The 22,858-nt window shown below is 40.6% G+C and carries 18 protein-coding genes, 3 tRNA genes and 3 rRNA genes; 15 read left to right on the top strand and 9 right to left on the bottom strand.

Features of this window, described 5'->3' with window-relative positions:
- Nucleotides 1-112: 112 nt before the first annotated feature.
- The 5 genes from CA265_19140 (at nucleotide 113) to rrf (CA265_19120) (ending at nucleotide 4,048) form a co-directional block, all read left to right on the top strand.
- Nucleotides 113-187: transfer RNA gene (locus CA265_19140), tRNA-Ile, on the top strand.
- Between the two features lie 83 nt (nucleotides 188-270).
- A tRNA-Ala gene (locus CA265_19135) sits at nucleotides 271-347 on the top strand.
- A gap of 357 nt (nucleotides 348-704) precedes the next feature.
- Nucleotides 705-3,584, top strand: a 23S ribosomal RNA gene (locus CA265_19130).
- A gap of 131 nt (nucleotides 3,585-3,715) precedes the next feature.
- A 5S ribosomal RNA gene (gene rrf / locus CA265_19125) occupies nucleotides 3,716-3,827 on the top strand.
- 109 nt (nucleotides 3,828-3,936) lie between these two features.
- Nucleotides 3,937-4,048: ribosomal RNA gene (gene rrf, locus CA265_19120) — 5S ribosomal RNA — on the top strand.
- Between the two features lie 374 nt (nucleotides 4,049-4,422).
- Here rrf (CA265_19120) and CA265_19115 read toward each other — a convergent pair.
- From CA265_19115 to CA265_19095, 5 genes are all read right to left on the bottom strand, one after another.
- On the bottom strand, nucleotides 4,423-5,481 hold the full coding sequence (locus CA265_19115; GenBank protein ARS41651.1) for a 23S rRNA (adenine(2503)-C(2))-methyltransferase: 1,059 nt from the start codon (nucleotides 5,479-5,481) through the stop codon (nucleotides 4,423-4,425).
- An 89-nt stretch (nucleotides 5,482-5,570) separates the two neighbouring features.
- Entirely contained in the window at nucleotides 5,571-6,545 is a 975-nt protein-coding gene (locus CA265_19110; GenBank protein ID ARS41650.1) for a 23S rRNA pseudouridine synthase F, read from the bottom strand.
- A gap of 27 nt (nucleotides 6,546-6,572) precedes the next feature.
- On the bottom strand, nucleotides 6,573-7,094 hold the full coding sequence (locus tag CA265_19105) for a hypothetical protein (GenBank protein ARS41649.1): 522 nt from the start codon (nucleotides 7,092-7,094) through the stop codon (nucleotides 6,573-6,575).
- A gap of 121 nt (nucleotides 7,095-7,215) precedes the next feature.
- The gene (locus CA265_19100; GenBank protein ID ARS41648.1) at nucleotides 7,216-7,776 is read right to left on the bottom strand and encodes a damage-inducible protein DinB; all 561 of its coding nucleotides are present in this window, start codon (nucleotides 7,774-7,776) and stop codon (nucleotides 7,216-7,218) included.
- Nucleotides 7,777-7,849: 73 nt separating this feature from the next.
- Nucleotides 7,850-8,539 (bottom strand): DNA-binding transcriptional regulator, encoded by a 690-nt coding sequence (locus CA265_19095; GenBank protein ARS41647.1) that lies wholly within the window; start codon nucleotides 8,537-8,539, stop codon nucleotides 7,850-7,852.
- 140 nt (nucleotides 8,540-8,679) lie between these two features.
- Between CA265_19095 and CA265_19090 the strand changes: the two genes are divergently transcribed.
- A complete protein-coding gene (locus CA265_19090; GenBank protein ID ARS41646.1) occupies nucleotides 8,680-11,157 on the top strand; it encodes a hybrid sensor histidine kinase/response regulator in 2,478 nt (825 codons plus the stop codon).
- Here CA265_19090 and CA265_19085 read toward each other — a convergent pair whose 3' ends face one another.
- The 4 genes from CA265_19085 to CA265_19070 form a co-directional block, all read right to left on the bottom strand.
- Entirely contained in the window at nucleotides 11,158-12,489 is a 1,332-nt protein-coding gene (locus CA265_19085; GenBank protein ARS41645.1) for a sigma-54-dependent Fis family transcriptional regulator, read from the bottom strand.
- Nucleotides 12,490-12,559: 70 nt separating this feature from the next.
- Entirely contained in the window at nucleotides 12,560-12,874 is a 315-nt protein-coding gene (locus tag CA265_19080; protein ID ARS41644.1) for a hypothetical protein, read from the bottom strand.
- A 79-nt stretch (nucleotides 12,875-12,953) separates the two neighbouring features.
- Nucleotides 12,954-13,265, bottom strand: a complete 312-nt coding sequence (locus CA265_19075) for a hypothetical protein (protein ARS41643.1) — start codon at nucleotides 13,263-13,265, stop codon at nucleotides 12,954-12,956.
- Between the two features lie 80 nt (nucleotides 13,266-13,345).
- Nucleotides 13,346-13,660 carry a hypothetical protein gene (locus CA265_19070; GenBank protein ARS41642.1) on the bottom strand — a complete coding sequence of 105 codons (315 nt, stop codon included), beginning with the start codon at nucleotides 13,658-13,660 and terminating at the stop codon, nucleotides 13,346-13,348.
- A 431-nt stretch (nucleotides 13,661-14,091) separates the two neighbouring features.
- Between CA265_19070 and CA265_19065 the strand changes: the two genes are divergently transcribed.
- The 9 genes from CA265_19065 to CA265_19025 all read left to right on the top strand — a co-directional run bounded on the left by CA265_19065 (nucleotide 14,092) and on the right by CA265_19025 (nucleotide 22,855).
- Nucleotides 14,092-14,164: transfer RNA gene (locus tag CA265_19065), tRNA-Thr, on the top strand.
- A gap of 121 nt (nucleotides 14,165-14,285) precedes the next feature.
- Nucleotides 14,286-15,452, top strand: a complete 1,167-nt coding sequence (locus CA265_19060) for an amidohydrolase (protein ARS41641.1) — start codon at nucleotides 14,286-14,288, stop codon at nucleotides 15,450-15,452.
- Nucleotides 15,453-15,457: 5 nt separating this feature from the next.
- Complete coding sequence (locus tag CA265_19055) at nucleotides 15,458-16,414, top strand: nitronate monooxygenase (protein ID ARS41640.1); 957 nt, start codon at nucleotides 15,458-15,460, stop codon at nucleotides 16,412-16,414.
- 93 nt (nucleotides 16,415-16,507) lie between these two features.
- Nucleotides 16,508-16,780, top strand: coding sequence for an acylphosphatase (locus CA265_19050; protein ARS43059.1), 273 nt, complete (start codon nucleotides 16,508-16,510; stop codon nucleotides 16,778-16,780).
- Between the two features lie 78 nt (nucleotides 16,781-16,858).
- Nucleotides 16,859-18,346, top strand: a complete 1,488-nt coding sequence (locus CA265_19045) for a polysaccharide biosynthesis protein (GenBank protein ARS41639.1) — start codon at nucleotides 16,859-16,861, stop codon at nucleotides 18,344-18,346.
- Nucleotides 18,347-18,415: 69 nt separating this feature from the next.
- On the top strand, nucleotides 18,416-18,847 hold the full coding sequence (locus tag CA265_19040; protein ARS41638.1) for a deoxyuridine 5'-triphosphate nucleotidohydrolase: 432 nt from the start codon (nucleotides 18,416-18,418) through the stop codon (nucleotides 18,845-18,847).
- Between the two features lie 60 nt (nucleotides 18,848-18,907).
- A complete protein-coding gene (locus CA265_19035; GenBank protein ARS41637.1) occupies nucleotides 18,908-20,605 on the top strand; it encodes a hypothetical protein in 1,698 nt (565 codons plus the stop codon).
- On the top strand, nucleotides 20,583-21,374 hold the full coding sequence (locus CA265_19030; GenBank protein ARS41636.1) for a hypothetical protein: 792 nt from the start codon (nucleotides 20,583-20,585) through the stop codon (nucleotides 21,372-21,374). The genes CA265_19035 and CA265_19030 overlap by 23 nt, the downstream gene beginning before the upstream one ends.
- A 185-nt stretch (nucleotides 21,375-21,559) precedes the next feature.
- Nucleotides 21,560-22,855, top strand: coding sequence for a peptidase M23 (locus CA265_19025; GenBank protein ID ARS41635.1), 1,296 nt, complete (start codon nucleotides 21,560-21,562; stop codon nucleotides 22,853-22,855).
- The last annotated feature ends 3 nt before the right edge of the window (nucleotides 22,856-22,858 follow it).

The following is a 22,858-nucleotide window of genomic DNA, read 5'->3' as shown; positions in this document are numbered from 1 at the left end:
GTGCCATGGCCTAAGGGCAAAGCATAACGGAACCTAAAGATGGGGAAAGCCAAAGGAAAGCAGTAGCGGTAAGATACTATATACTGCATACGATAGCCGACCTTAAATCAACAGTCCCGTAGCTCAGCCTGGTTAGAGCACTACACTGATAATGTAGGGGTCTCCAGTTCAAATCTGGACGGGACTACACGTTTGAGTTTTCAATTGGCAGTTTACAGTGAACGGTTTTGATAACTGGAAACGACAACTGTTAACTGGTAACGACACTCTGGGGGATTAGCTCAGCTGGCTAGAGCGCCTGCCTTGCACGCAGGAGGTCAACGGTTCGACTCCGTTATTCTCCACCACATAATACAAAGGTTACCGGGATCGGTAATATACATTGACATAAAGATTAAGAAGAAACGCCATGGGGCACGGATGTAATAAAGAAAACATCTGAAACGGTTCGAGACCGCAGTTTTTACTAATAAGGCTGAAACGAGGCTTAGTTAGGGGACAATGAAACCCCCTACCTTTATACCCTCCACCTTCAACCTTAATAAAGTTCTTTGACATATTGGAAGAAGTTAAAAAAGAAGAGCAAACAACAATAGGCGACTGTTGTGTTTGTGCTCACCGGAAGAAGGAGCAATCCAGACAACGGTATGAGACATCATAACAAGAGCAAAAAAGCATACCATACGGCGCAAAAGGCGTATGAGTAGAAGAAAGTAATAAAGAGTACACGGGGGATGCCTTGGCTCTCAGAGGCGATGAAGGACGTGATAAGCTGCGATAAGCTTCGGGTATTTGCAAATAGGAATTGATCCGAAGATTTCCGAATGGGGCAACCCGGCTAGTTGAAGACTAGTCACATATAATGAGCAAACCTGCCGAACTGAAACATCTAAGTAAGCAGAGGAAGAGAAAATAACAATGATTTCCTAAGTAGTGGCGAGCGAAAGGGAAAGAGCCCAAACCTACTTTGTTACGGCAAAGTGGGGGTTGTAGGACTGCGTTGTGGCATTAGCAAACAGAAGTGGAATGGGATGGGAAGCCCAGCGATACACGGTGATAGCCCGGTACACGTATAGAATGCTAGCCTAGCAGTATCCTGAGTACCGCGAGGTCGGAGACGCCTTGTGGGAATCTGCCGGCACCATCCGGTAAGGCTAAATACTCCTGAGAGACCGATAGTGAACCAGTACCGTGAGGGAAAGGTGAAAAGAACCCCGAACAGGGGAGTGAAATAGAACCTGAAACCGTGTACTTACAAGCGGTCGGAGCGTACAAGTTGCGTGACGGCGTGCCTTTTGCATAATGAGCCTACGAGTTACTCCTCTCTGGCAAGGTTAAGTGCTTCAGGCACGGATCCGAAGCGAAAGCGAGTCTGAATAGGGCGTATAGTCAGAGGGGGTAGACGCGAAACCTTGTGATCTACCCATGGACAGGTTGAAGGTGCGGTAACACGTACTGGAGGACCGAACCGATAAACGTTGAAAAGTTTCCGGATGATCTGTGGGTAGGGGTGAAAGGCTAATCAAACTGGGAAATAGCTCGTACTCCCCGAAATGTTTTTAGGAACAGCGTGGATATTAAGTTTCATAGAGGTAGAGCTACTGATTGGGTGCGGGGGAGTCAAATCCTACCAAATCCAGACAAACTCCGAATGCTATGAAATATGATCTGCAGTGAGGCGCGGGGTGCTAAGGTCACGCGCCGAGAGGGAAAGAACCCAGACCATCAGCTAAGGTCCCCAAGTTACAGTTAAGTTGAACTAACGAGGTCCGATTGCACAGACAGCTAGGATGTTGGCTTGGAAGCAGCCATTCATTTAAAGAGTGCGTAACAGCTCACTAGTCGAGCGATCGGGCATGGATAATAAACGGGCATTAAACTGTACACCGAAGCTATGGGATTGAAATATATCGGTAGGGGAGCATTCTAGCGGCAGCGAAGGTACCTGGTAATGGGTGCTGGAGCTTCTAGAAAAGCAAATGTAGGCATAAGTAACGATAAGGCGGGAGAGAAACCCGCCCACCGAAAGGATAAGGTTTCCTGATCAACGCTAATCGGATCAGGGTCAGTCGGGACCTAAGGAGAACCCGAAGGGGAAATTCGATGGACAACTGGTTAATATTCCAGTACTTTTTATAACTGCGATGTGGGGACGGAGTAGTGACACTGCCGCGATCTGACGGAATAGATCGTTAAAGACAGTAGGTATTAGAACGGTAGGCAAATCCGCCGATCTAGCTGAAAGTCGATAGTACCGCAAGCCTTCGGGTGAGTGGATAGTGCAGGTAATCAGACTTCCAAGAAAAACCGCTAAGCTTCAGGTTATAAAAACCCGTACCGCAAACCGACACAGGTATCCGGGAAGAGGATTCTAAGGTGCTCGAGTGAATCATGGCTAAGGAACTCGGCAAAATGGCCCTGTAACTTCGGGAGAAGGGGCGCTGGCAGCAATGTCAGCCGCAGTGAAAAGGCCCAGGCGACTGTTTAACAAAAACACATGGCTTTGCAAAATCGAAAGATGAGGTATAAGGCCTGACACCTGCCCGGTGCTGGAAGGTTAAGAGGGGATGTCATCCGCAAGGAGAAGCATTGAATCGAAGCCCCAGTAAACGGCGGCCGTAACTATAACGGTCCTAAGGTAGCGAAATTCCTTGTCGGGTAAGTTCCGACCTGCACGAATGGTGTAACGATCTGGGCGCTGTCTCAGCCATGAGCTCGGTGAAATTGTGGTCCCGGTGAAGACGCCGGGTACCCGCAACGGGACGGAAAGACCCCATGCACCTTCACTACAATTTAACATTGACATTGGATACAGGATGTGTAGGATAGGTGGGAGGCTTTGAAGCGGCGTCGCTAGGCGTCGTGGAGCCAACGTTGAAATACCACCCTTTCTGTATTCGGTGTCTAATCCCGTACTTACGGGAGACATTGTTTGATGGGTAGTTTGACTGGGGTGGTCGCCTCCAAAAAGGTAACGGAGGCTTTCAAAGGTAAGCTCAGTACGCTTGGTAACCGTACGCGGAGTGCAATAGCATAAGCTTGCTTGACTGTGAGACAGACAAGTCGATCAGGGTCGAAAGACGGATATAGTGATCCGGTGGTTCTGCATGGAAGGGCCATCGCTCAAAGGATAAAAGGTACGCTGGGGATAACAGGCTGATCTCCCCCAAGAGCTCATATCGACGGGGAGGTTTGGCACCTCGATGTCGGCTCGTCACATCCTGGGGCTGGAGAAGGTCCCAAGGGTTCGGCTGTTCGCCGATTAAAGTGGCACGCGAGCTGGGTTCAGAACGTCGCGAGACAGTTCGGTCCCTATCTGTTGTGGGCGTAGGAATTTTGAGTGGGGCTGACCTTAGTACGAGAGGACCGGGTTGGACTAGCCTCTAGTGAATCTGTTGTTCCGCCAGGGGCATTGCAGAGTAGCTACGCTGGGAATAGATAAGCGCTGAAAGCATCTAAGTGCGAAACTAGCCACGAGATGAGAATTCCATATAGGACCGTAGCAGACTACTACGTTGATAGGCTACAGATGTAAAGCTGGCGACAGCACAGTCGAGTAGTACTAATCATCCGAAGCTTTCAAAGCAAACAGACTGTTGTTTGTTCTTCATAATAACTTCTTTCAATCATGTTTAAGGTTTAAGGCGAAAGGCAGATAGGCATAAGGGTGAACCTTATACCCTACAACCCTCCACCTTCTACCTCAATAAAATATTTAGGTGCCTATATCGGTGGTGTCCACCTCTTCCCATTCCGAACAGAGAAGTTAAGCCCACCAGAGCCGATGGTACTGCGGTAACACGTGGGAGAGTAGGTCGGTGCCAAATCTTAAAAGAAACCCTTTAACAGTAATGTTGAAGGGTTTTCTTGGTTATATACAAGGCCATGTGTTTTAAGGCTGCATAATTTGAAATATTGAAATCGATATAAAAATATTTAGGTGCCTATATCGGTGGTGTCCACCTCTTCCCATTCCGAACAGAGAAGTTAAGCCCACCAGAGCCGATGGTACTGCGGTAACACGTGGGAGAGTAGGTCGGTGCCAAATCTTAAAAGAAACCCTTTAACAGCAATGTTAAAGGGTTTTCTTGGTTTATAAGCTTTTGTAAACTTTTTACTCTTAATTACCATTAAGCAGTTAAGAAAGTTAAGGATTTAGTTCCCGCAGATTACGCTGATCCCCGCTGAGTATATGCCATCTTCTCTGTTGTTATAGCTCCAGCCCAGCTTGAATAGCCCTGATGGCAGTGGAAATCCCTTTTGGTTAAAGCTATATTGTTGATAATACAACTATCCAAAAGGATTGCAGCGCACAGCAGGACAGAACCCGGCCTACATGGTGCAGAAATTGCGCTCCAAAAAATATATTTATTTGAAAAGATGTACTTTGTTGAAGTGGACTACTTAAATAGCTAGATTAAATTATGCGTTGGCGGCTTCTTCTTTTACCGCTAACTGGCCACAAGCGGCATCAATATCTTTCCCACGGCTACGGCGGATATTGGTATTGATTCCCTGACTTTTTAAGTAATTAGAAAAAGCATCGATCTTATCGCCTTCTGCATTGGTGAAATCGGCGAAAGAAATCGGGTTATATTCAATAAGGTTTACCTTGCAAGGGATATGTTTGCAGAATTTAGCTAAATCCATGGCATCAGAAATTTCATCGTTAAAATGATTAAAAACGATGTATTCGTAAGTTACCGGATTTTTGGTTTTGGCAAAATAGTATTTAAGGGCATCTGCCAGCGCTTTTAACGAGTTGGCCTCATTGATAGGCATGATCTCATTACGCTTTTTATCATCGGCCGCATGAAGCGAAAGTGCCAGATTAAATTTTGCGCCATCGTCGCCCAATTTCTTGATCATTTTAGCAATACCAGCAGTAGAAACTGTAATGCGCTTATAGCTCATGTTTAAGCCATCTGGAGCAGTAATACGCTCAATAGACTTCAATACATTGGCATAATTCAACAGCGGCTCGCCCATGCCCATATACACGATATTGGTAAGGGGGTTATTATAGTTCTGTTTAGCCTGCTTATCGATTAATACTACCTGATCATAAATCTCATCAGCATTTAAATTACGCTTACGATCCATGTAGCCGGTTGCACAGAATTTACAGGTTAAACTACAACCTACTTGCGAGCTTACACAGGCCGTCATGCGGTCTTCGAGAGGAATTAAAACCCCTTCTACAATATTGCCGTCGGCTAGCCTGAAAGTATTTTTTATGGTATGGTCGTTACTGAATTGAGAATTGTTGACCTGAACAGCATTAATAGCAAAGGTTTCATCCAATGCTTTACGAAGATCCTTAGAAAGATTACTCATTTGCTCGAAACTCGTAGCCGACTTTTCCCAAAGCCACTGGTAAATTTGCTTGGCCCTAAATGCAGGCTGTTGCATTGCTACCAGGTGTTGTTGCAATTGAGGCAAATCTAATGCACGGATATCGGTTTTTTTTGCTGTTACCATTTGTTGCAAAGGTACTTAAAAAAGGCAGAAGGTAAAAAGGTGCAAGGTATAAGGCACTTAGATAAGACCGAATTTTACAATTGCTTGGCTTATCTTCCTCTGCCTCTTGTATTTGACTTGCTTGCAGGCTTACCTTTTGCAGGTTTCGAGTTTCTGTTTCCGGTGTTACTTTTACCAGTGGGTTTTGAGCCTGAATGACCAGTCTGTTTTTTGCCAGAAGATTTTTGGCCTGATGATTTTGCCTTAAAAGATTTTTTAGGCTGTTCTTCCCTAAGTTCAGGGATTTCTTCCCAGGCATTGGCTTTTTTCTTAGCAGCACTTTTTGGCTTTGATTTAGCTTCAGAAGATGAATTTTCGACACTTTTGGTGATACTCTTCATCTCCTCTTCTGTAAGTTCCCTAAATTCTCCTGTCGGAATGCCTTTTAAATTGATATTCATGATACGTGTACGCTCTAATTTGGTCACTTCATAACCAAAATGCTCGCACATTCTGCGGATCTGCCTGTTTAAACCCTGAATTAAGATAATATTAAATACGAATGTACTAATCTGACGTACCTTACATTTACGCGTATTTACCCCCAGGATGGGAACACCGTTACTCATCTCGAAAATGAAATCTTCGGTGATGGGTTTATTAACGGTAACTACGTATTCCTTTTCATGTTTATTTCCTGCCCTTAAAATTTTGTTAACGATATCGCCATTATTGGTCAGGAAGATCAGACCTGAGGAATCTTTATCCAAACGGCCAATGGGAAATATCCTTTCGCTATGATTGACATAATCAACAATATTATCGCGTACGCTGCCTTCTGTAGTACTGGTAATGCCAACAGGCTTGTTAAAAGCCAAGAGGATGAAATTACTTTCTTCTTTAGGTTCGATATTATGGCCGTTTACCATCACTTTATCGCCCGCAAAAACCTGATCGCCTACTTTAGCTCTTTTCCCGTTGATGAAAACGGTGCCTTTTTCGATATAACGGTCTGCTTCACGGCGTGAACATAATCCACTTTCACTGATGAATTTATTTAAACGGGTTGCAGAGTTATTGTTCATGCTGCAATTTTACGGAAATAAATCGTGTTATCCATTCTCCAGGCTGGCAACAAATGAATCAACAGTGCTTTTGAGTGCGGTTAAAGTTTCTTTATCTGTAATTGCCGCCTCATTGTCGATCTTCGATTTTGCAAATGAAATCAACTGGGGCGATACCCTCGCTTCAATTACGGTTAAAATATCGATGAGCGATTGATAAGCTTTTTCGCCCTGTGTGGAGGCAACGAGCGCTAAAACAGGTTTCCAGGAAAATGATGCTGAACTTACGGTCCAATCGAGCAGGTTTTTTAGCGAACCCGGTAAACCCATCGCGTATTCTGGGGTTGAGATAATGATGCCTTCTGCCCTTTGAATGGCTAAGCGAAGGTCTTCTATCGCCTTTGGCGGATTTTCCTGGTCTAAATCAGGATTGAAATGTGGAATATCTGCAATGGATGAAAAGTTTGTTACCTCAAAGTCAACGTCCAAAAGCCGGGAGATAGCCTTAATGTAGAGCCCATTGGTTGATACCGTTTTCGTACTCCCGGAGATTGCCAATATTTTTTTCATTGCTAAAAGTAGCAAAGTGGAGATGGAATATCAAGATTGCCAGGTAATCCAACCGTCATTTCAAAACGGGCTGTTGAAACGCACCAGGTGTCAACAGCCCATTCAAAAAAATGATAACAAACTAAAAATTCTGGTCATCGGCACTTGGCCCATAACTTCCAGGGATTGGAATATCCAATAATCTTAAATAAACACCCAGTTGAGCCCGGTGATGAGATGTTTGGCTAAGCGAATGACGGATGGTTTCATATTTAGAATAATCGGCCAGTACCTGTTTGCCCATACTCAATACCCAACGTCCATTCAAGCTTTCTTCTGTAGCTTTTTCTAATTCCGCTTTTCCTTTTGCATAATTTTCTTCCAGAATTTTAACCAGGTCATTGGCATTTTCGACAGGTTGTTCTACATAAGGTGCTGTTTCGAAATCCAGCCCATCAGTAGTTAAAGCCAGTGAAACCCAGCTCGGCAGATCGGCAATATGAACTGCAAGCGATTTCATTTTCATGCTTTTTTCGTGTGGTGCCCAGTCGAATTTGTCAACCGGTACAATAGCCAGGAATTTTTTTGTGGTATTAAATTCGGCTTCCAACTCTTTCAATAATAATTTAATAATGTCCATATTTTTCTGTTTTGTTTTTTCTGCGGTGTTTAAATCCATTAGTAATAAATCGGCTATACTCATGATTTTGATGTTTGTTTACACAAAGAAAATACAGCCCACTGACAACCCTATGGCAGCGTGAAAAATATTATTTTTAATAATTTACAGGAAGCAGATGCATGTATTCGCTCAGTGGCATGTGCTGCGTTTTTTTGAAAGGAATGCCCAGGTTTTTAAGGCAGATGATTCGGGTGAGGTTAAAATCACGGTATTCATTACGGTAATGGCACCAGGCAATTAAATGCCAGCTAAAGGCATAAAAAATCAGGCCAATTGGCTCTACTTCTCTTTTGCTCACTTCTTCTTTATTGTTTTTATAATCGAGTTCGATCAGGTGTTTTTCGGCTATGGCATGCTGAATAAGTGACAGGTATTCGAAGTTAAAATTTAGCCTTTCCGGAATCTGCAGTTTTATATGTTGATTTAAGGTTTCGAGCTTTTCTTTTTGACCCGTTTTTAATACTGCTTTTACTTTTGTCAGTGCTGTAGAATAATGGGTACGGATCGAGTTATCGGCAAATCCATTCACTAAACTTTCAACCAATAGCAGCGCATTGGCTTCGTCCATATTAAAAGAAACTGGTGGCAGGAAATAACCCTGAACCAGATAATAACCTTTATGTTGCTCAAAACTTACCGGTATCCCCTGTTCTCCCAATGCTTTGATATCGCGATAAACTGTACGAATACTCATATCAAATCTTTCCGCAATTTTTTCTGCAGTAATGTATTTTCGGGATTGAAGCAGGGTTAAGATTCCGAAAAGTCGGTCGATACGGTTCATAGTTTGTTTTTTTAGGCGATTAAAATTAAAGTTTTTTAATCAATTTTTCTTGTGGTACGTTATTTGTAAAAGATAAATACATATCAATTCTACAGGTTAAACCGTTATCATTAGGGTTTATCATACATAATCTGAATTAAATGGCTGCTGTTATCCAAAAGCGTTTCTTCCGGGCAATAAAAAGTAAAGTAATTATAGGTTTCCTGTTTGCCTGTTTTGCTTTGTTAATGGCATGGGGCATCAGCAAGTTTGCTTTTACACGGATGCTGGATACTGTTGAAGAAATTTCGGCCCCGAACGACCGCTTAAGGATTGTAAATGATCTCTCGCACAAAATTGCCCGGTTAGATCAGTTGCAAAGGGATGAGGCATTCAATAAACAAGGTACCTATAGTTTTCTGAAAGAATCACGTAAGTTAAGAAACAGTTTAGATACCTTACGTAAACTGTACAGGGGCGATTCTGCCCAGCTGGCACGGATAAAGTCGATCAAGAATCTGCTAACCGACCGGGATAAGCAATTTATCAATTATTTAAAGGTGAGAGAAACATTGGTGAATACCAAATCGTTCTCTGATGAAGTTCAGAAATTAAATGAACTGGTTGCGATAAGGGCAAGACAAACCGATAGTGCGGTTTTAACAACAGAAACAACCACCTCTACCACGACAGTTGCGCCTGAAGAAGAGAAGAAATCGCGGAATTTTTTCACCAAGCTTTTTGGAAAGAAAAAATCGGAGGTATATAAAATTATTAACGAAGAGTTTAAAGTAAAACGCGATACCTTAAATGCAAAGGCGGAAGACAGCATCATGAAGAGTATGACCGGTTCGTTAAAAAACATCGAACTGGAGCAACGTCAGAAAAGCCAGAAATTTTTAAAACGTGAAGCGGATTTATCCAATGCCAGTAATGCTTTAACTGCCCAAATGCTGCAGATTTTAAGAGAGGTGGAGGGTGAAGCAGTGGCCCAGGTAGATTTAAATGGTATACAGGCCAAAGAAGTGGTTAATGACGGGATTACGCAGATCACCACCATTATTATTATCTTTTTTCTGTTAACAGTTATTCTCCTGTATTTAATTTTGGCTGACATTACAAAAAGTAACCGATACAGAAGGGCCTTAGAGCTTGCTAAAGATGAAGCAGAATACCATGGTAAAGCGAAGCAACGGTTCTTGTCGAACATGAGTCACGAGATCAGGACACCGCTACAATCTATTTTAGGCTATGCTGAGCTGATTACCCAGCAGGAGGTACCGAATAAGAAAGATGTGGATGCGATTTATCAATCTTCCATTCATTTACTTCAGATCGTGAACGAGGTATTAGATTATAACCGGATTATTTCAGGTGAATTTAGTTTCAATAACCAGGTATTCAATATCAGAAAAGCCCTGGATGAGGTAGTTTCGGTCATGCGGCCACTCGCAGAACAGAAATCGCTGCAATTAAACGCAAAACTTGATCTTGCCCAGCTTGAATTTGTAAAGGGCGATGCATTTAGATTAAAGCAGATTTTATTTAATTTGTTGGGCAACGCTGTAAAGTTTACCCTGAAAGGTGAAATTAACTTATCCGTTTCATATAAAAAGCAAGGAGATGACCTGCACTTTCATTTTACCATAACAGATACGGGAATTGGCTTCGAAGAAAAAGATATTCCTAAAATATTTAATGAATTTGAGCAGATCGAATCTCCAGAGAAATATATTATTAATCAGGCTGGAACAGGTTTGGGGTTGCCTATCGTTAAATCTTTGATCGAAACACAAGGTGGAAGAATTTATGTGAAAAGTAAACCGGGCATGGGTACTACATTTAATATTTACATGAAATATGAAAATACCACCGAACGTGTAAGCGATACCCTTGATTTAGAACATTATGCCATTGTAAATCCAGGCACAGTTTGGGCAATTGATGATGATAAACTTATTCTCGATTTGTGTGGAATGATTTTTCAGAAAAACAAAATCCCATTTAGAAGTTTCACCCAGGTGGCCGATATCTTGCATGCAGAACCTGAACTGGACTTAAAATATATATTGGTTGATATGCGCATGCCAGAAATGACGGGTTTCGAACTTTGTCATTTATTAAAAAAGAAACTCCCAGCTCACATTAAATTTTACGCCATTACCGCACAGGTTTTACCAGAAGAACGCGAAATGGTTTTAAGCGAAGGTTTTGATGGGCTGATTATGAAACCGTTTAGGGCTGTAGATATCCTTTCTATATTTGACCGGGCCGAAATTTTAACCGAACAACCAGAAGTCGATTTTTCTTCCATTGAGAAAATGACCTTTGGCGACCAGCAAATGTTGGAGAAAATATTGAACCGTTTTAAACAGGATTCTATAGATGATGCTGCATTGCTGAAAAAACATTTAACCGATAATGATCCGGATCAGGCGAGGTTATTGGTTCATCGCCTGGCCGGACGGACAGCACAGATGGGTTCAAAAACGTTAGCAAATGCATTCCGGCTCCTGGAAATAGAAATTGCCGAAAAAGGCTTAACTAAAAATATTAAGTCTGAAGTTTTATTACAGATCAGAAAATTAGATAGTTTAATTGCCTTCATGGAAGAGATGGATTACGCCAGTGCGGAGTAATTATTCTATGCCATATCGCTCCATTTTAGCATAAAGCGTTTTACGGTCGATGTTTAAAATCTTGGCCGCTTTTGATTTGTTATGCCTCACTTTGATCAAGGTTTCAGTAATCAAAGCTTTTTCATTCTGTTCATTCACTGCTTTCAGGTCGGATGAATTACCTGGGGCGGATTGATGATGGACAGATATCATCATTTCATCAGGTAATGCATTAATTTGGGCAACATCACCAGGACTCAATAAAACCATGCGTTTAATCACATTGCTGAGTTCTCTCAGATTTCCTGGCCAATCGTAACTCAGCAGAAGTGCTTTGGCCTCACTCGAAACACTTTTCACGTTCCGTTCTAAATCGCGGTTTGATAGCTGTATAAAATGGTTGATAAATAGTTCCAAATCTCCGCCTCTATCTCTCAATGGTGGAAGCTGGATTTTAAACTCATTTAGCCGGTGATATAAATCTTCTCTAAATTCTCCCTGTTGCATGCTATTGGCCAGGTCGTCATTCGTAGCCGTAATAATGCGCACATTTACCGGAATCTGTTTGGTACTGCCCAAAGGCTGGATTACCCTTTCTTGTAATGCCCGGAGTAATTTAATCTGTACTTCGTAGCTCAGGTTGCCCACTTCATCTAAAAACAAAGTTCCGCCGTTTGCAGCCTCAAACTGTCCTTTTTTGTCGTTTAATGCACCGGTAAAAGCACCTTTTACATGTCCGAATAATTCGCTGGCCGCTAAATCTTTCGATAAAGCTCCGCAATCTATGGCCACAAAAGGTTTATCGGCACGTTTGCTCTGCTGGTGCAGGGTTCTGGCAGCAAATTCTTTTCCTGTACCGCTTTCGCCCTGTATAATTACCGACATATCAGTTGGGGCTACCAAATTGATGTGTTCATACAGTTTATCCGCAATTGCACTTTTCCCTTTTATAAAATCACTGTTTGTTTCTTTTGGTTCAACACTCTTTAAATCCTTTTTAGTTAAAGAATTTTTGATCACCATTAATAACTCATCCGGATTAACCGGCTTGGTAATGTAATCAAAAGCACCTAATTGTATAGATCTGACCGCAGTTCTAACATCATTAAAACTGGTCATTACGATTGCGGGTATAGACAAACCCAGATCACGGATGTGGCTAAGCACTTCAAGACCTGTTCCATCCGGAAGACGGTAATCAATCAAAAGTAAGTCGAATTCATTGTTTTCTACTTGCTTAAATGATTGCTTTACCTGGGTTACAAGGGTGATTTCATGACCGTTTTTGGTTAAAAAACCTTCAAGTAATTGAGCAAATGTGGTATCGTCTTCTAAAATCAGGATTCTCGCCATGTAACAAAAATAAGAAAAGCCGGACATAATCCGGCTTTCTTGTAATAGGTAGATGTAATTATTTTGGGTTTTATTGTACTGGCTTACCGTCTTTATCAATTTTAACTGAACCAGTTTCTGCTTCTTTTTTAACATTGATTAAATAGTATTCCTTTGTTCCTTCTTTAACAGACCAGGCTTCAGTAGCGGTCCATCCTTTATAAGCATCAGATTTTAATGCTGTTGTAACTGGGGCAGGAAGCTCTTCCAGTTTAACCGGAGTTTTTACTGCACTGTCCTGAACTGCAACAATTGCAGCATTTTTGATTGTATTTACTTCACTTGCCTGTACTGCTGAGAATCCTGCAAAAGCTAAGAACGCAGCTGATAAAATTAATTTTTTCATGGGATATATTTTTTAGTTTATGCGCAGCCCGAAGGCCGCGCTTATATTGATTATGCCTATGTGGCGTAATTATTTGAGATTATTGAACTGGTTTACCGTCCTTGTCGATTTTAACCGAACCGGTTTCAGCTTCTTTTTTAACGTTGATTAAATAATACTCTTTGGTGCCTTCTTTAACCGAGAAAGCTTCAGTTGCAGTCCATCCTTTATAAGCATCAGATTTCAATGCGGTGGTTACTGGTTCAGGTAATTCCTCCAGTTTAACCGGAGTTTTTACGGCACTATCTTGAACTGCAACAATTGCAGCGTTTTTGATTGTATTTACTTCACTTGCTTGAACAGCTGTGAATCCTGCGAATGCTAAAGTAGCGGCTAAAATGATCTTTTTCATGATATTCTGTTTTAAATATGGTTGGTAACTTGCGTTACGTTAAATACTCGTTAATTATGGAGCGGTAACTCTTTTTATTATTATTGAACTGGTTTACCGTCTTTGTCGATTTTAACCGAACCGGTTTCAGCTTCTTTTTTAACGTTGATTAAATAATATTCTTTAGTACCTTCTTTAACTGAGAAAGCTTCAGTAGCGGTCCAGCCTTTATAAGCATCAGATTTTAATGCTGTTGTTACCGGAGCAGGAAGTTCTTCCAATTTAACCGGAGTTTTCACTGCGCTATCTTGAACTGCAACAATTGCAGTAGTTTTAAAATCTTTTACTTCACTTGCCTGTACTGCTGAGAATCCTGCTAATGCTAATACGGTTGCTGCTAAAACGAACTTTTTCATAGTATATATTTTAAAATTTAATTTGTGTAACAATACTTGCTAATGTTTCACAATGATGCCAAATCGTATATTTTGTTTAATTTATTGTTTTACAGGTGATTATGTGTGTGCCAAAGTTTTGACGGTGTGGAGTTTCTCCACACTTTGGGGTGAATGACTACAAATTTTGCAGATATTGTTGGCGTTTATAAACCGAGAGGCATTTGTAAACTTATTAAACATACCTAAAACTAAACTCCATACTCCACTTATTGTCATGCTGAACTTGTTTCAGCATCTTTTCAGCAAAATAGCTCCTGATCCCGAAGCTTCGGGACAGGGTGATGACTACTAAAAGATAGATTTCGGGATACTCAAAAAAGAAATTCAAAAAAATAACTTTCAATTTTTAAAAAAGAAGATTTTTTTCTATCATTGCAGCCCGATTAAAAGCCTCCTTAGCTCAGCTGGTAGAGCAACTGACTTGTAATCAGTAGGTCATTGGTTCGATTCCGATAGGAGGCTCTTTTTCTTTCCCCTTTTTCTAATTTCTTTAGAAAGTAAATCAAAAATCATTTCATCATCAAAATAGGCCAGGCGTAGAAAAATATTTTTATTTGCCCCGGTTATTCCGCTAATTTGCGATATGTTAAAATACTTTTCAGCCGATTGGATATTTCCTGTATCATCCCCGCCGATTAAAAACGGTGTGGTAGCCGTAAATGAAGTTGGCAAAATTGAAGAAGTATTAACCGAAGAAGAGGCCGGAGATCTTAATCTGGATATCCTCAGGTATAAAGGCGCAATTGTTCCGGGTTTTATCAATACCCATTGCCATTTAGAACTCTCGCATATGTTGGGGCAAATTCCAGAACAAACGGGCCTCGTAGAATTTGTGCAAAGCATTATTAAAAGCAGACAGGGCGATGCAGAAGAAATTAAAGCAGCGATGTATGCTGCTGACCAGAAAATGTTCGAAAACGGGATTGTAGCCGTTGGCGATATTTCCAATCAAATTTCGTCAAAAGAAGTAAAAGCGCACAGCAAAATATACTACCATACTTTTATCGAAGCCATGGGCTTTAATCCCGAACGGGCCGATGCAATAATGGATTATGCAAAGGGGATTAAGCATGCATTTGGTGCTTTGCCCACCTCAATTGTACCACATGCTCCTTATTCAGTATCTCCTGAATTGTTCCGGTTAATAAAAGAGGAAGCCGAAAAAGATAAGACCTTTATAAGTGTTCACAATCAGGAAACCAAAGATGAAAATGCCTTTTTCGAAAATAAATCGGGTGGATTTTTAGACCTATACCAATTTTTAGGGCTCGATATTTCTTTCTTCGAACCCACAATAAAAACATCGTTACAAACCTGGCTGCCCTATATTAAAGAGCAGAAGACTTTGTTGGTGCACAATACTACTTCGAGTAAAGCTGATATCGCCTTTGCAAAGGAAAACAATAATAATCTGTACTGGTGCCTTTGCCCGCAAGCTAACTTATATATCGAAAATGTTTTGCCCGATGTTGACCTTTTAATTGAAGAAAATGTAAGGATTACCTTGGGTACAGATAGTTTGGCGAGTAATCACCAGCTTAATATCCTGTCAGAAATGATCACCTTGCAGCAACACAAGCAGGTAACTTTTGAAAAACTTTTGCGTTGGGCAACGATAAACGGGGCCGAATTTTTAGCGCTCGAGCAACAAATCGGAACAATAGAAGTTGGTAAAAAGCCTGGATTGAATTTAATCCAGCTGTCTGCCGATTTTAAGATTGAAAATGATCAGGTAGAAAGGCTAATTTAGAATATATGAATCCAATCTGTAAACTTTTCAATATTAAATACCCTATTATTCAGGCCGGAATGGTTTGGTGTAGTGGCTGGAGATTGGCATCGGCAGTTTCGAATGCAGGAGGACTTGGTATTATTGGAGCGGGTTCCATGTATCCTGATGTTTTAAGAACGCATATCCAGAAGTGCAAGCTAGCTACCGATAAACCCTTTGGTGTTAACATTCCATTGCTCTACCCCAATATACAGGGAATTATAGATGTAGTAATCGAAGAGAAAGTAAAAATTGTATTTTCTTCTGCCGGTAATCCTGCCACATGGACCAGTTTTTTAAAAGAAAAAGGTATTACTGTTGCTCATGTAATTGCGAATACAAAATTTGCCATAAAAGCGCAGGAAGCTGGCGTTGATGCCATTGTTGCCGAAGGCTTTGAAGCGGGTGGGCACAACGGGAGGGAAGAAACCACTACCATGTGTTTAATCCCGATGATAAAAGAGGCCGTTAAAATTCCGGTTATCGCTGCTGGTGGTATCGGGAGTGGAAAGGCTATGCTGGCTGCATTTGCATTAGGTGCCGATGCCGTTCAGATCGGTTCGGCCTTTGCTGTTGCAGAAGAATCATCTGCCCATCCGGCGTTTAAAGATAAAATTATTGCGGCTGCTGAAGGCGATACTAAGCTGGCCATGAAAAAACTGGTTCCGGTGCGCTTGCTAAAAAATGAATTTGCTGATGCGGTATCGGTGGCAGAAGCTGAAGGCGCAGATCGAAACCGCTTAATGGAGCTTTTGGGCAGAGCAAGGGCAAAAGCCGGTATGTTTGAGGGCGATATGGAAAACGGAGAACTCGAAATCGGTCAGGTTTCAGCGATGCTGAGTGAAATTAAACCTGCAAAAGAAATCCTTGAAGAAATATGGTTGGGTTTTAGGTCCGAAATACAAAGATTTAACCGTTTACAAAACGAATTGGACTTATAAACATAGGGATACACAATTGCTTTACTAACTTTGCAGTATTAAAAGTTTAACATGACCGAAAAAGATGTAAAGTCCCCTTCAGGGGATTTAGGGGTGAAACACCTCAATATAACGATAACAGGTAAAGTGCAGGGCGTTGGCTTTAGGGAAACTACAAAAATTATTGCCAACCAAATGATGGTACAGGGTTTTGTGAGGAACGAAAAAGATGGATCGGTTTACATCGAAGCAGAAGGGGAAGATATTTTTCTGGAAGAATTTGTAAACTGGTGCCACGAAGGACCCGACCGTTCGCGTGTAGAAAATGTGACGGTAAGCGATGGTGAAGTAAAAAACTATCGTAATTTTGAAATCTTAAGGAAATAAATTGCTGAATTGTTGGATTGCTATATTGTTCCGCTCAGGAGCTTATCTCAATACGCAGTACTCAAATCTCAATCGTAAATGTCTGTATATAAAAAGTTTCTTGGGCAAACAATGGTTTATGGTATCAGCACCATTGCCTCCCGATTACTCAATTTCATATTAACACCAATATTTACCCGAAGTTACGGTGCAAGTGCATTAGGTGTTTTTACCAAAATGTATGCTTATGCCTCTATGATCAATGCCATACTGGCCTTTGGAATGGAAACTACTTTTTTCAGATACCTCAATAAACACGAAGACAAAAAACAGCAGGTTTACAACAATTCTTTTCTGATCGTTGCTTTTATCTCAACACTCTTTTTAATTACGGGTCTTGTTTTTACCGAACCGATAACCAAATGGTTGTTAAATAGTAACATGTCACACTATCAGGATCAAAAAAGATATGTGCAGTATTTTCTTTGGCTCTTGTTTTCAGATGCCATTTGTGTAATCCCTTTTGCCAGGATCAGGGCTGATGGAAAACCTTTCAGGTATAGTATCATTAAATTTGTGAATATCTTAAGTTATGTACTTTTAAGTCTGTTTTTTATTTATGGCATACCACTGATTATTAAACACGATTTACCTGGCGCATCCTTTTTTCAAAACTGGTTCCGCGATAAATGGGTTGGATATGTGTTTATTGCCAATCTGGTTGCCAGTGCGCTTACCTTTTTGCTTTTAGTGCCAGAATTTTTAAAGGTTCAGTTTAAATTTGACCGCTATCTGTTTAAAAAAATGCTTTCTTACAGCTGGCCTGTTTTGATCGCAAATTTATCTTTCATTGTCAATGAAAATCTGGACAAAATACTTTTGGATAAATACACGACCGAAGCAGAAGTAGGTATTTATGGCGCTGTTTGTAAATTGGCTATATTCCTAAGTATTTTCAATATGGCTTTTAGACTGGGTGCTGAGCCATTTTTCTTCAGCTATGCTAAAAATGAAAACGCAAAGGTTACTTATGCAAAAATTCTAGAGTATTTTGTAATTGCACTTTCCATTCTTTTTGTGGCACTCACTGCCAATATCGAAATCCTGAAATACTTTATCAGTCGCGATGCAAAACACCTGGCCGAATATTGGGTCGGTTTACCCGCAGTGCCCTATTTACTGGTGGGATATGTGTGTTTAGGCATTTATATGAACCTGTCGATCTGGTACCGATTATCTGATCAAACGAGGTTTGGATTGTACATTTCTTTAATTGGGGCCTTTATTACCATTGTATTCAATATGATATTGATTCCAAAGTTTAGCTATATGGGTTCGGCCTGGGTTTCGATGGCTACTTATGGAACAATGATGATTATTTCTTATATCCTCGGACAGAAATATTACCCAATTCCCTACAACCTGAAAAAGATTTTAGCCTACTTAATCATTTCCATCATATTGGTATTCTCTTCGTTTTTTGTATTCAACAGAAACATCTATATTGGTAATGCCATGTTAATTGTTTTTGTTGCAGGCATTGCTTATTTCGAAAAGAATGATTTAATGAAAATATTGAAGAGGTAGACGGCTAAAGGGTTTAAGGCTTCTGATTTTACCTAAAATCTCATATCTCCAATCTCAACTCTAATAAAAATGGAAATAAAAATTATCAATACATCCGAACACCCACTGCCACAATACGAAACTGCACATGCAGCTGGCATGGACCTGAGGGCGGCAATAGCGGAAGAAATAATACTGAAACCTTTGCAAAGATTACTGGTGCCAACAGGTTTGTTTATTGAATTACCGGTTGGCTACGAAGCACAGATCAGGCCCAGAAGTGGCTTGGCCTATAAACATGGCATTAGCATTGTAAATGCGCCTGGTACAATTGATGCCGATTACCGTGGCGAAATAAAAGTTTTATTGGTAAATTTATCAGATACAGATTTTAAAATCGTTAATGGCGATAGAATTGCACAAATGGTTGTGGCAAAACACGAAACCATTAGCTGGCAAACTGTTGAACAATTAGGGGAAACTGCACGTGGAGAAGGTGGTTACGGACATACGGGGAAATAGTTCGCAGTCCTGAGTCAGAAGTCTTTAGTCAGGAGTTAATTTTTGGATGGATAAAATAACATGAAATACAAAGTACATTTTCTTGTAGGAGCGACGTTAATGGGCTTCCAGGCTTTTGGGCAGGGAGTGGTTACGCCAAGCAACAATCGCGATAGCAATATGGTAAAACAATTGTTTTTCGCGGGCCTGCGGGAGAAAATGTCTGAAAATTATGTTGTGGCCTCCACCAATTTCAATAAAATTGTCGGCCTGGATCCAAATAACCATGCGGCCTATTTCGAGCTCGCCAATGCAAACCTGCGTTTAGATAAACTTTCAGAAGCGGAACAAAATATAAAACAGGCAATTAAATTAAATGCAGGTAACTTATGGTACTGGCGCTTACTTGGTGAGGTATATAAACGCACCAATAAAATGCCCGAGCTCATTGAGGTGTTTAATCAGTTGATTCGCCTAGATCCCGAAAATGATGCTTATTATTTTGATAAAGCCAATGCGCAGTTTTTAGCCAATCAGCTCGATGCCGCAAAAAAAACCTATGAGGAGATCCAGGCTAAATTTGGCGAATCGAGAGATCTGGTGAATGCCAAAAAACGTCTGCAATCGAATGGGAATGCCTCTGAAAGTGATATTGTTAAATTACTGGAAGGCAATCAGGCTGATGTAAAGAACTACCTGTATGCTGCAGGTTTACTTTTGCAGAAAGGAAATGATCCGGAAGCGTTAAAGGTATTAACCAAAGCACAACAGCTTGAACCCCATAATTTTGAGGTGAACCTGGCTTTGGCCGATATTTACCGCAGGCAAAAAAATGATGAAGCTGCATTTTCTTCCTTAAAATTAGCTTTCGAAAGCAATGAAATGCCACTTACAGAAAAGGTGAAGATTATTGCGGCACTTTTTCCGAAACTTAATCAGCCCATCGTTGCTAAAAATGTAACCGAACTGAGTAAACTGGTGGCTGAAAAAAATCCGGCTGAAGCAAAAGCATTGGCACTTTATGGCGACGTACTTTATCAGCAGAACAATTTAAAAGAGGCATTAACTCAATACCAGGCTGCTTTAAAACTTAACGAACAGGTTTATGTCGTTTGGGAGCAGGTCATTAATATCCAAACACTCCTGGGGCACTATGAGGAAGCCATAAAGGTAGGCGATGAAGCTTTAAGTATTTATCCCAATCAGGCCAGCTTGTACTATTATATGGCTTATGCCTTGTTTAAAACAGGCAAATACGAGCCTGCCCAAAGCAATTTAAAAACTTCACTACAGTTAGATGTGGAGAATAAAAGCCTTCAGGCACAGATTTATGCACTACAGGGTGATATCTACATCAACCAGAATAATTTCGCCCTGGCTAAAACCGCTTTCGAAAAAGCCATTTCAACCGAGCCCGATAATTATCTCATCATGAATAATTATGCTTACTATTTGGCGTTAAGAAATGACGACCTAACCAAGGCAGCGAAATATGCAGAAACAGCGGCTAATGCAATGCCTAATAATCCCTCAATTGTAGATACCTATGCCTTTATTCTGTTTAAACAGCAAAAATACGATCTGGCGAAAACGTGGATCGAAAAGGCTTTGCAAAACAATAGCAGTAAAAATGGTGTTTACTTGGAGCGATATGGCGATATACTTTTTATGAAAGGTGAAAAGGATGCAGCATTAATCCAATGGCAAAAAGCAAAAGAGGCTGGAAACGGTTCAGAAGTATTAATTAAAAAGATAAATGAAAAGAAGTATTTTAAATAGCGCATTCCTGTTAGGAGCTGTAATTTTTGTTTCGGCATGTAAACCTAAAAAAGAAATTGTAGTGGCTCCCCCTACTAAAACAGAAACCAAAACTGATAATTCGAAAGCAGAAGCCCTAACCTTATTAAATAGCAAACAACTTAAATTTAATACCCTTTCTTTAAAAGCAAAGGCAACTTTAGATATTGCCGGCGATGCAAATGATGTAACCATGAATTTCAAGATGAAAGACAAGGAAACCATTTGGGTGAGCATTACGGCCTTAGGTGGAATGGCAGAGGTGGCAAGGGCCTTGATTACGCCTGATAGCATCAAGATCATGAACCGGATGAAAAGCGAATACCTAAAAAAACCATTTAGTTACATTTACAATTTCACCAATAAACAGGTTAATTTTAATACCCTACAAGCCATTTTAACGGGCAATGCCATGGGCGAGTTTTTAACGGCAGAATCTGATGTTAAACAAGAAAATGGTGTTTGGGTAGTCTCGGGAAGCAAATCAGAATTAGATTACAAATTGCTTTTTAACACGCTTTTCAAAGTGTCAGAAACCAATTTAAATGACGCTAAAAACGGTCAGGCTTTAAAAGTAACCTATACCGATTATCAAAAATTAAACGAATCACTATTTCCTAGTGCATTGCAAATCAAAACACTATCTAAAGCAAAGAAAATAAACATCGACTTACAATTTGTAAAAATTGATGGCAATGTTCCGGTCGATTTTCCGTTTAGTGTACCAAAGAGATTTGCTGTTGTAAAGTAAAATAGAACTCATTACTTATTTTAGCTAATTGATTTGCCAGGGGTAGATACTGTATAGGTATAGCGGCTCTGGCAATCTTTGTTGTGCATGAAGATTGAGTGAAGACAGTTCTGTAATAAGCAATTATGACTTTAGTATCTCGATTTTAATATTTTTTACTACAAAATTTTTATACTTTTGGCTTAATGAAGCTACAAAAACTCCTATTTATCCTTTTTTTAAGCGTGTTAACCCTTTCGGCGGTTGCACAAACTGAAAGTCAGCTCAGAAGGAAAAAAGAAGCTATACAACGCGAAATCGAACAGCTTCAAAAGAATTTGAATAAAACTGCCAGTGGTAAAAAGCTTACTATACAGCAGATTAATACGATAAATGCCCAGATTAGGTTGCGCCAGGATAAAATCGGTACCATCAACTCTGAAATAAAAAATCTGGATAACCAAATCTCTCAGAACACAAATACCGTACATACGTTGCAAGGTCAGTTAGGCGATCTTAAAAAAGAATATGCCGGCATGATCCGTTTTGCCCAGCGCAACAGAAATTCGTACGATAAAATGATGTTCATTTTTGCGGCGAAGGATTTTAACCAGGCCTACAAAAGAATAAAGTATTTACAGCAGTTTAGTCAATACCGTAAAAAACAGGCTGGTTACATTGAAAATACGCAGCAAGACCTGAATGGTAAAATTAAAGTGCTGGATAAAACACTTAGGGAAAAAAGTGACCTGTTGAAGGAACAGGAAAGAGAGCGTGAACGTTTAAGTAAAGATAAAAATAAACAGTCAGTAGAATTAAACAAGCTGAGTAAAGATGAAAGGCAGTTTAAGCAAGATATTACCAGCCGTAAAAAACAGCAGGCACAGATAGACAGGGCCATTAGCGCAGCCATTCAGCGGGCAATTGAAGAAGCCAGAAGGAAGGCAGCTGAAGAGGCCAGAAGGAAAGCAGCTGAAGAAGCACGGATAGCGGCGGCAAAAGCCAAGGCTGAAAATAAACCTGTACCTACAGCACCAGCTACACCAACGGCTAAAGCAAAATCGACAGGAGAATTGCTTACTGCAACACCAGAGGCAGCCAGGTTATCGGCAGGTTTTGAAAATAACAGGGGAAGGTTACCTTGGCCGGTAGCTACAGGAACAATAACCGAAAGGTTTGGTATGCATAAGATCGATCAGGCCAGTTATACCAATGATGGTGTAGATATTACCACAACAGACGGGGCGGCCGTAAGAGCGGTATTTGCAGGTAAGGTTGCGGCTGTTCAGGTAATGATGGGTAGAACAGTAGTTTTGATCAACCATGGCGAGTACTTTACGGTATATCAAAACCTAAAATCGGTAAGTGTGAGCGTAGGTAATTCTGTTGATACCAAACAAACCATTGGGGTTGTAGCCAACACTGGCGATGATGCTGTACTGAAGTTTCAGATCAGAAGAGGGCAGGCAGCTTTAAATCCAGAAGCCTGGATTAGTAAATAAACT

The sequence above is a fragment of the Sphingobacteriaceae bacterium GW460-11-11-14-LB5 genome (genome assembly GCA_002151545.1).
GTDB lineage: Bacteria > Bacteroidota > Bacteroidia > Sphingobacteriales > Sphingobacteriaceae > Pedobacter.
This window is presented reverse-complemented; position numbering and strand designations above follow the sequence as displayed.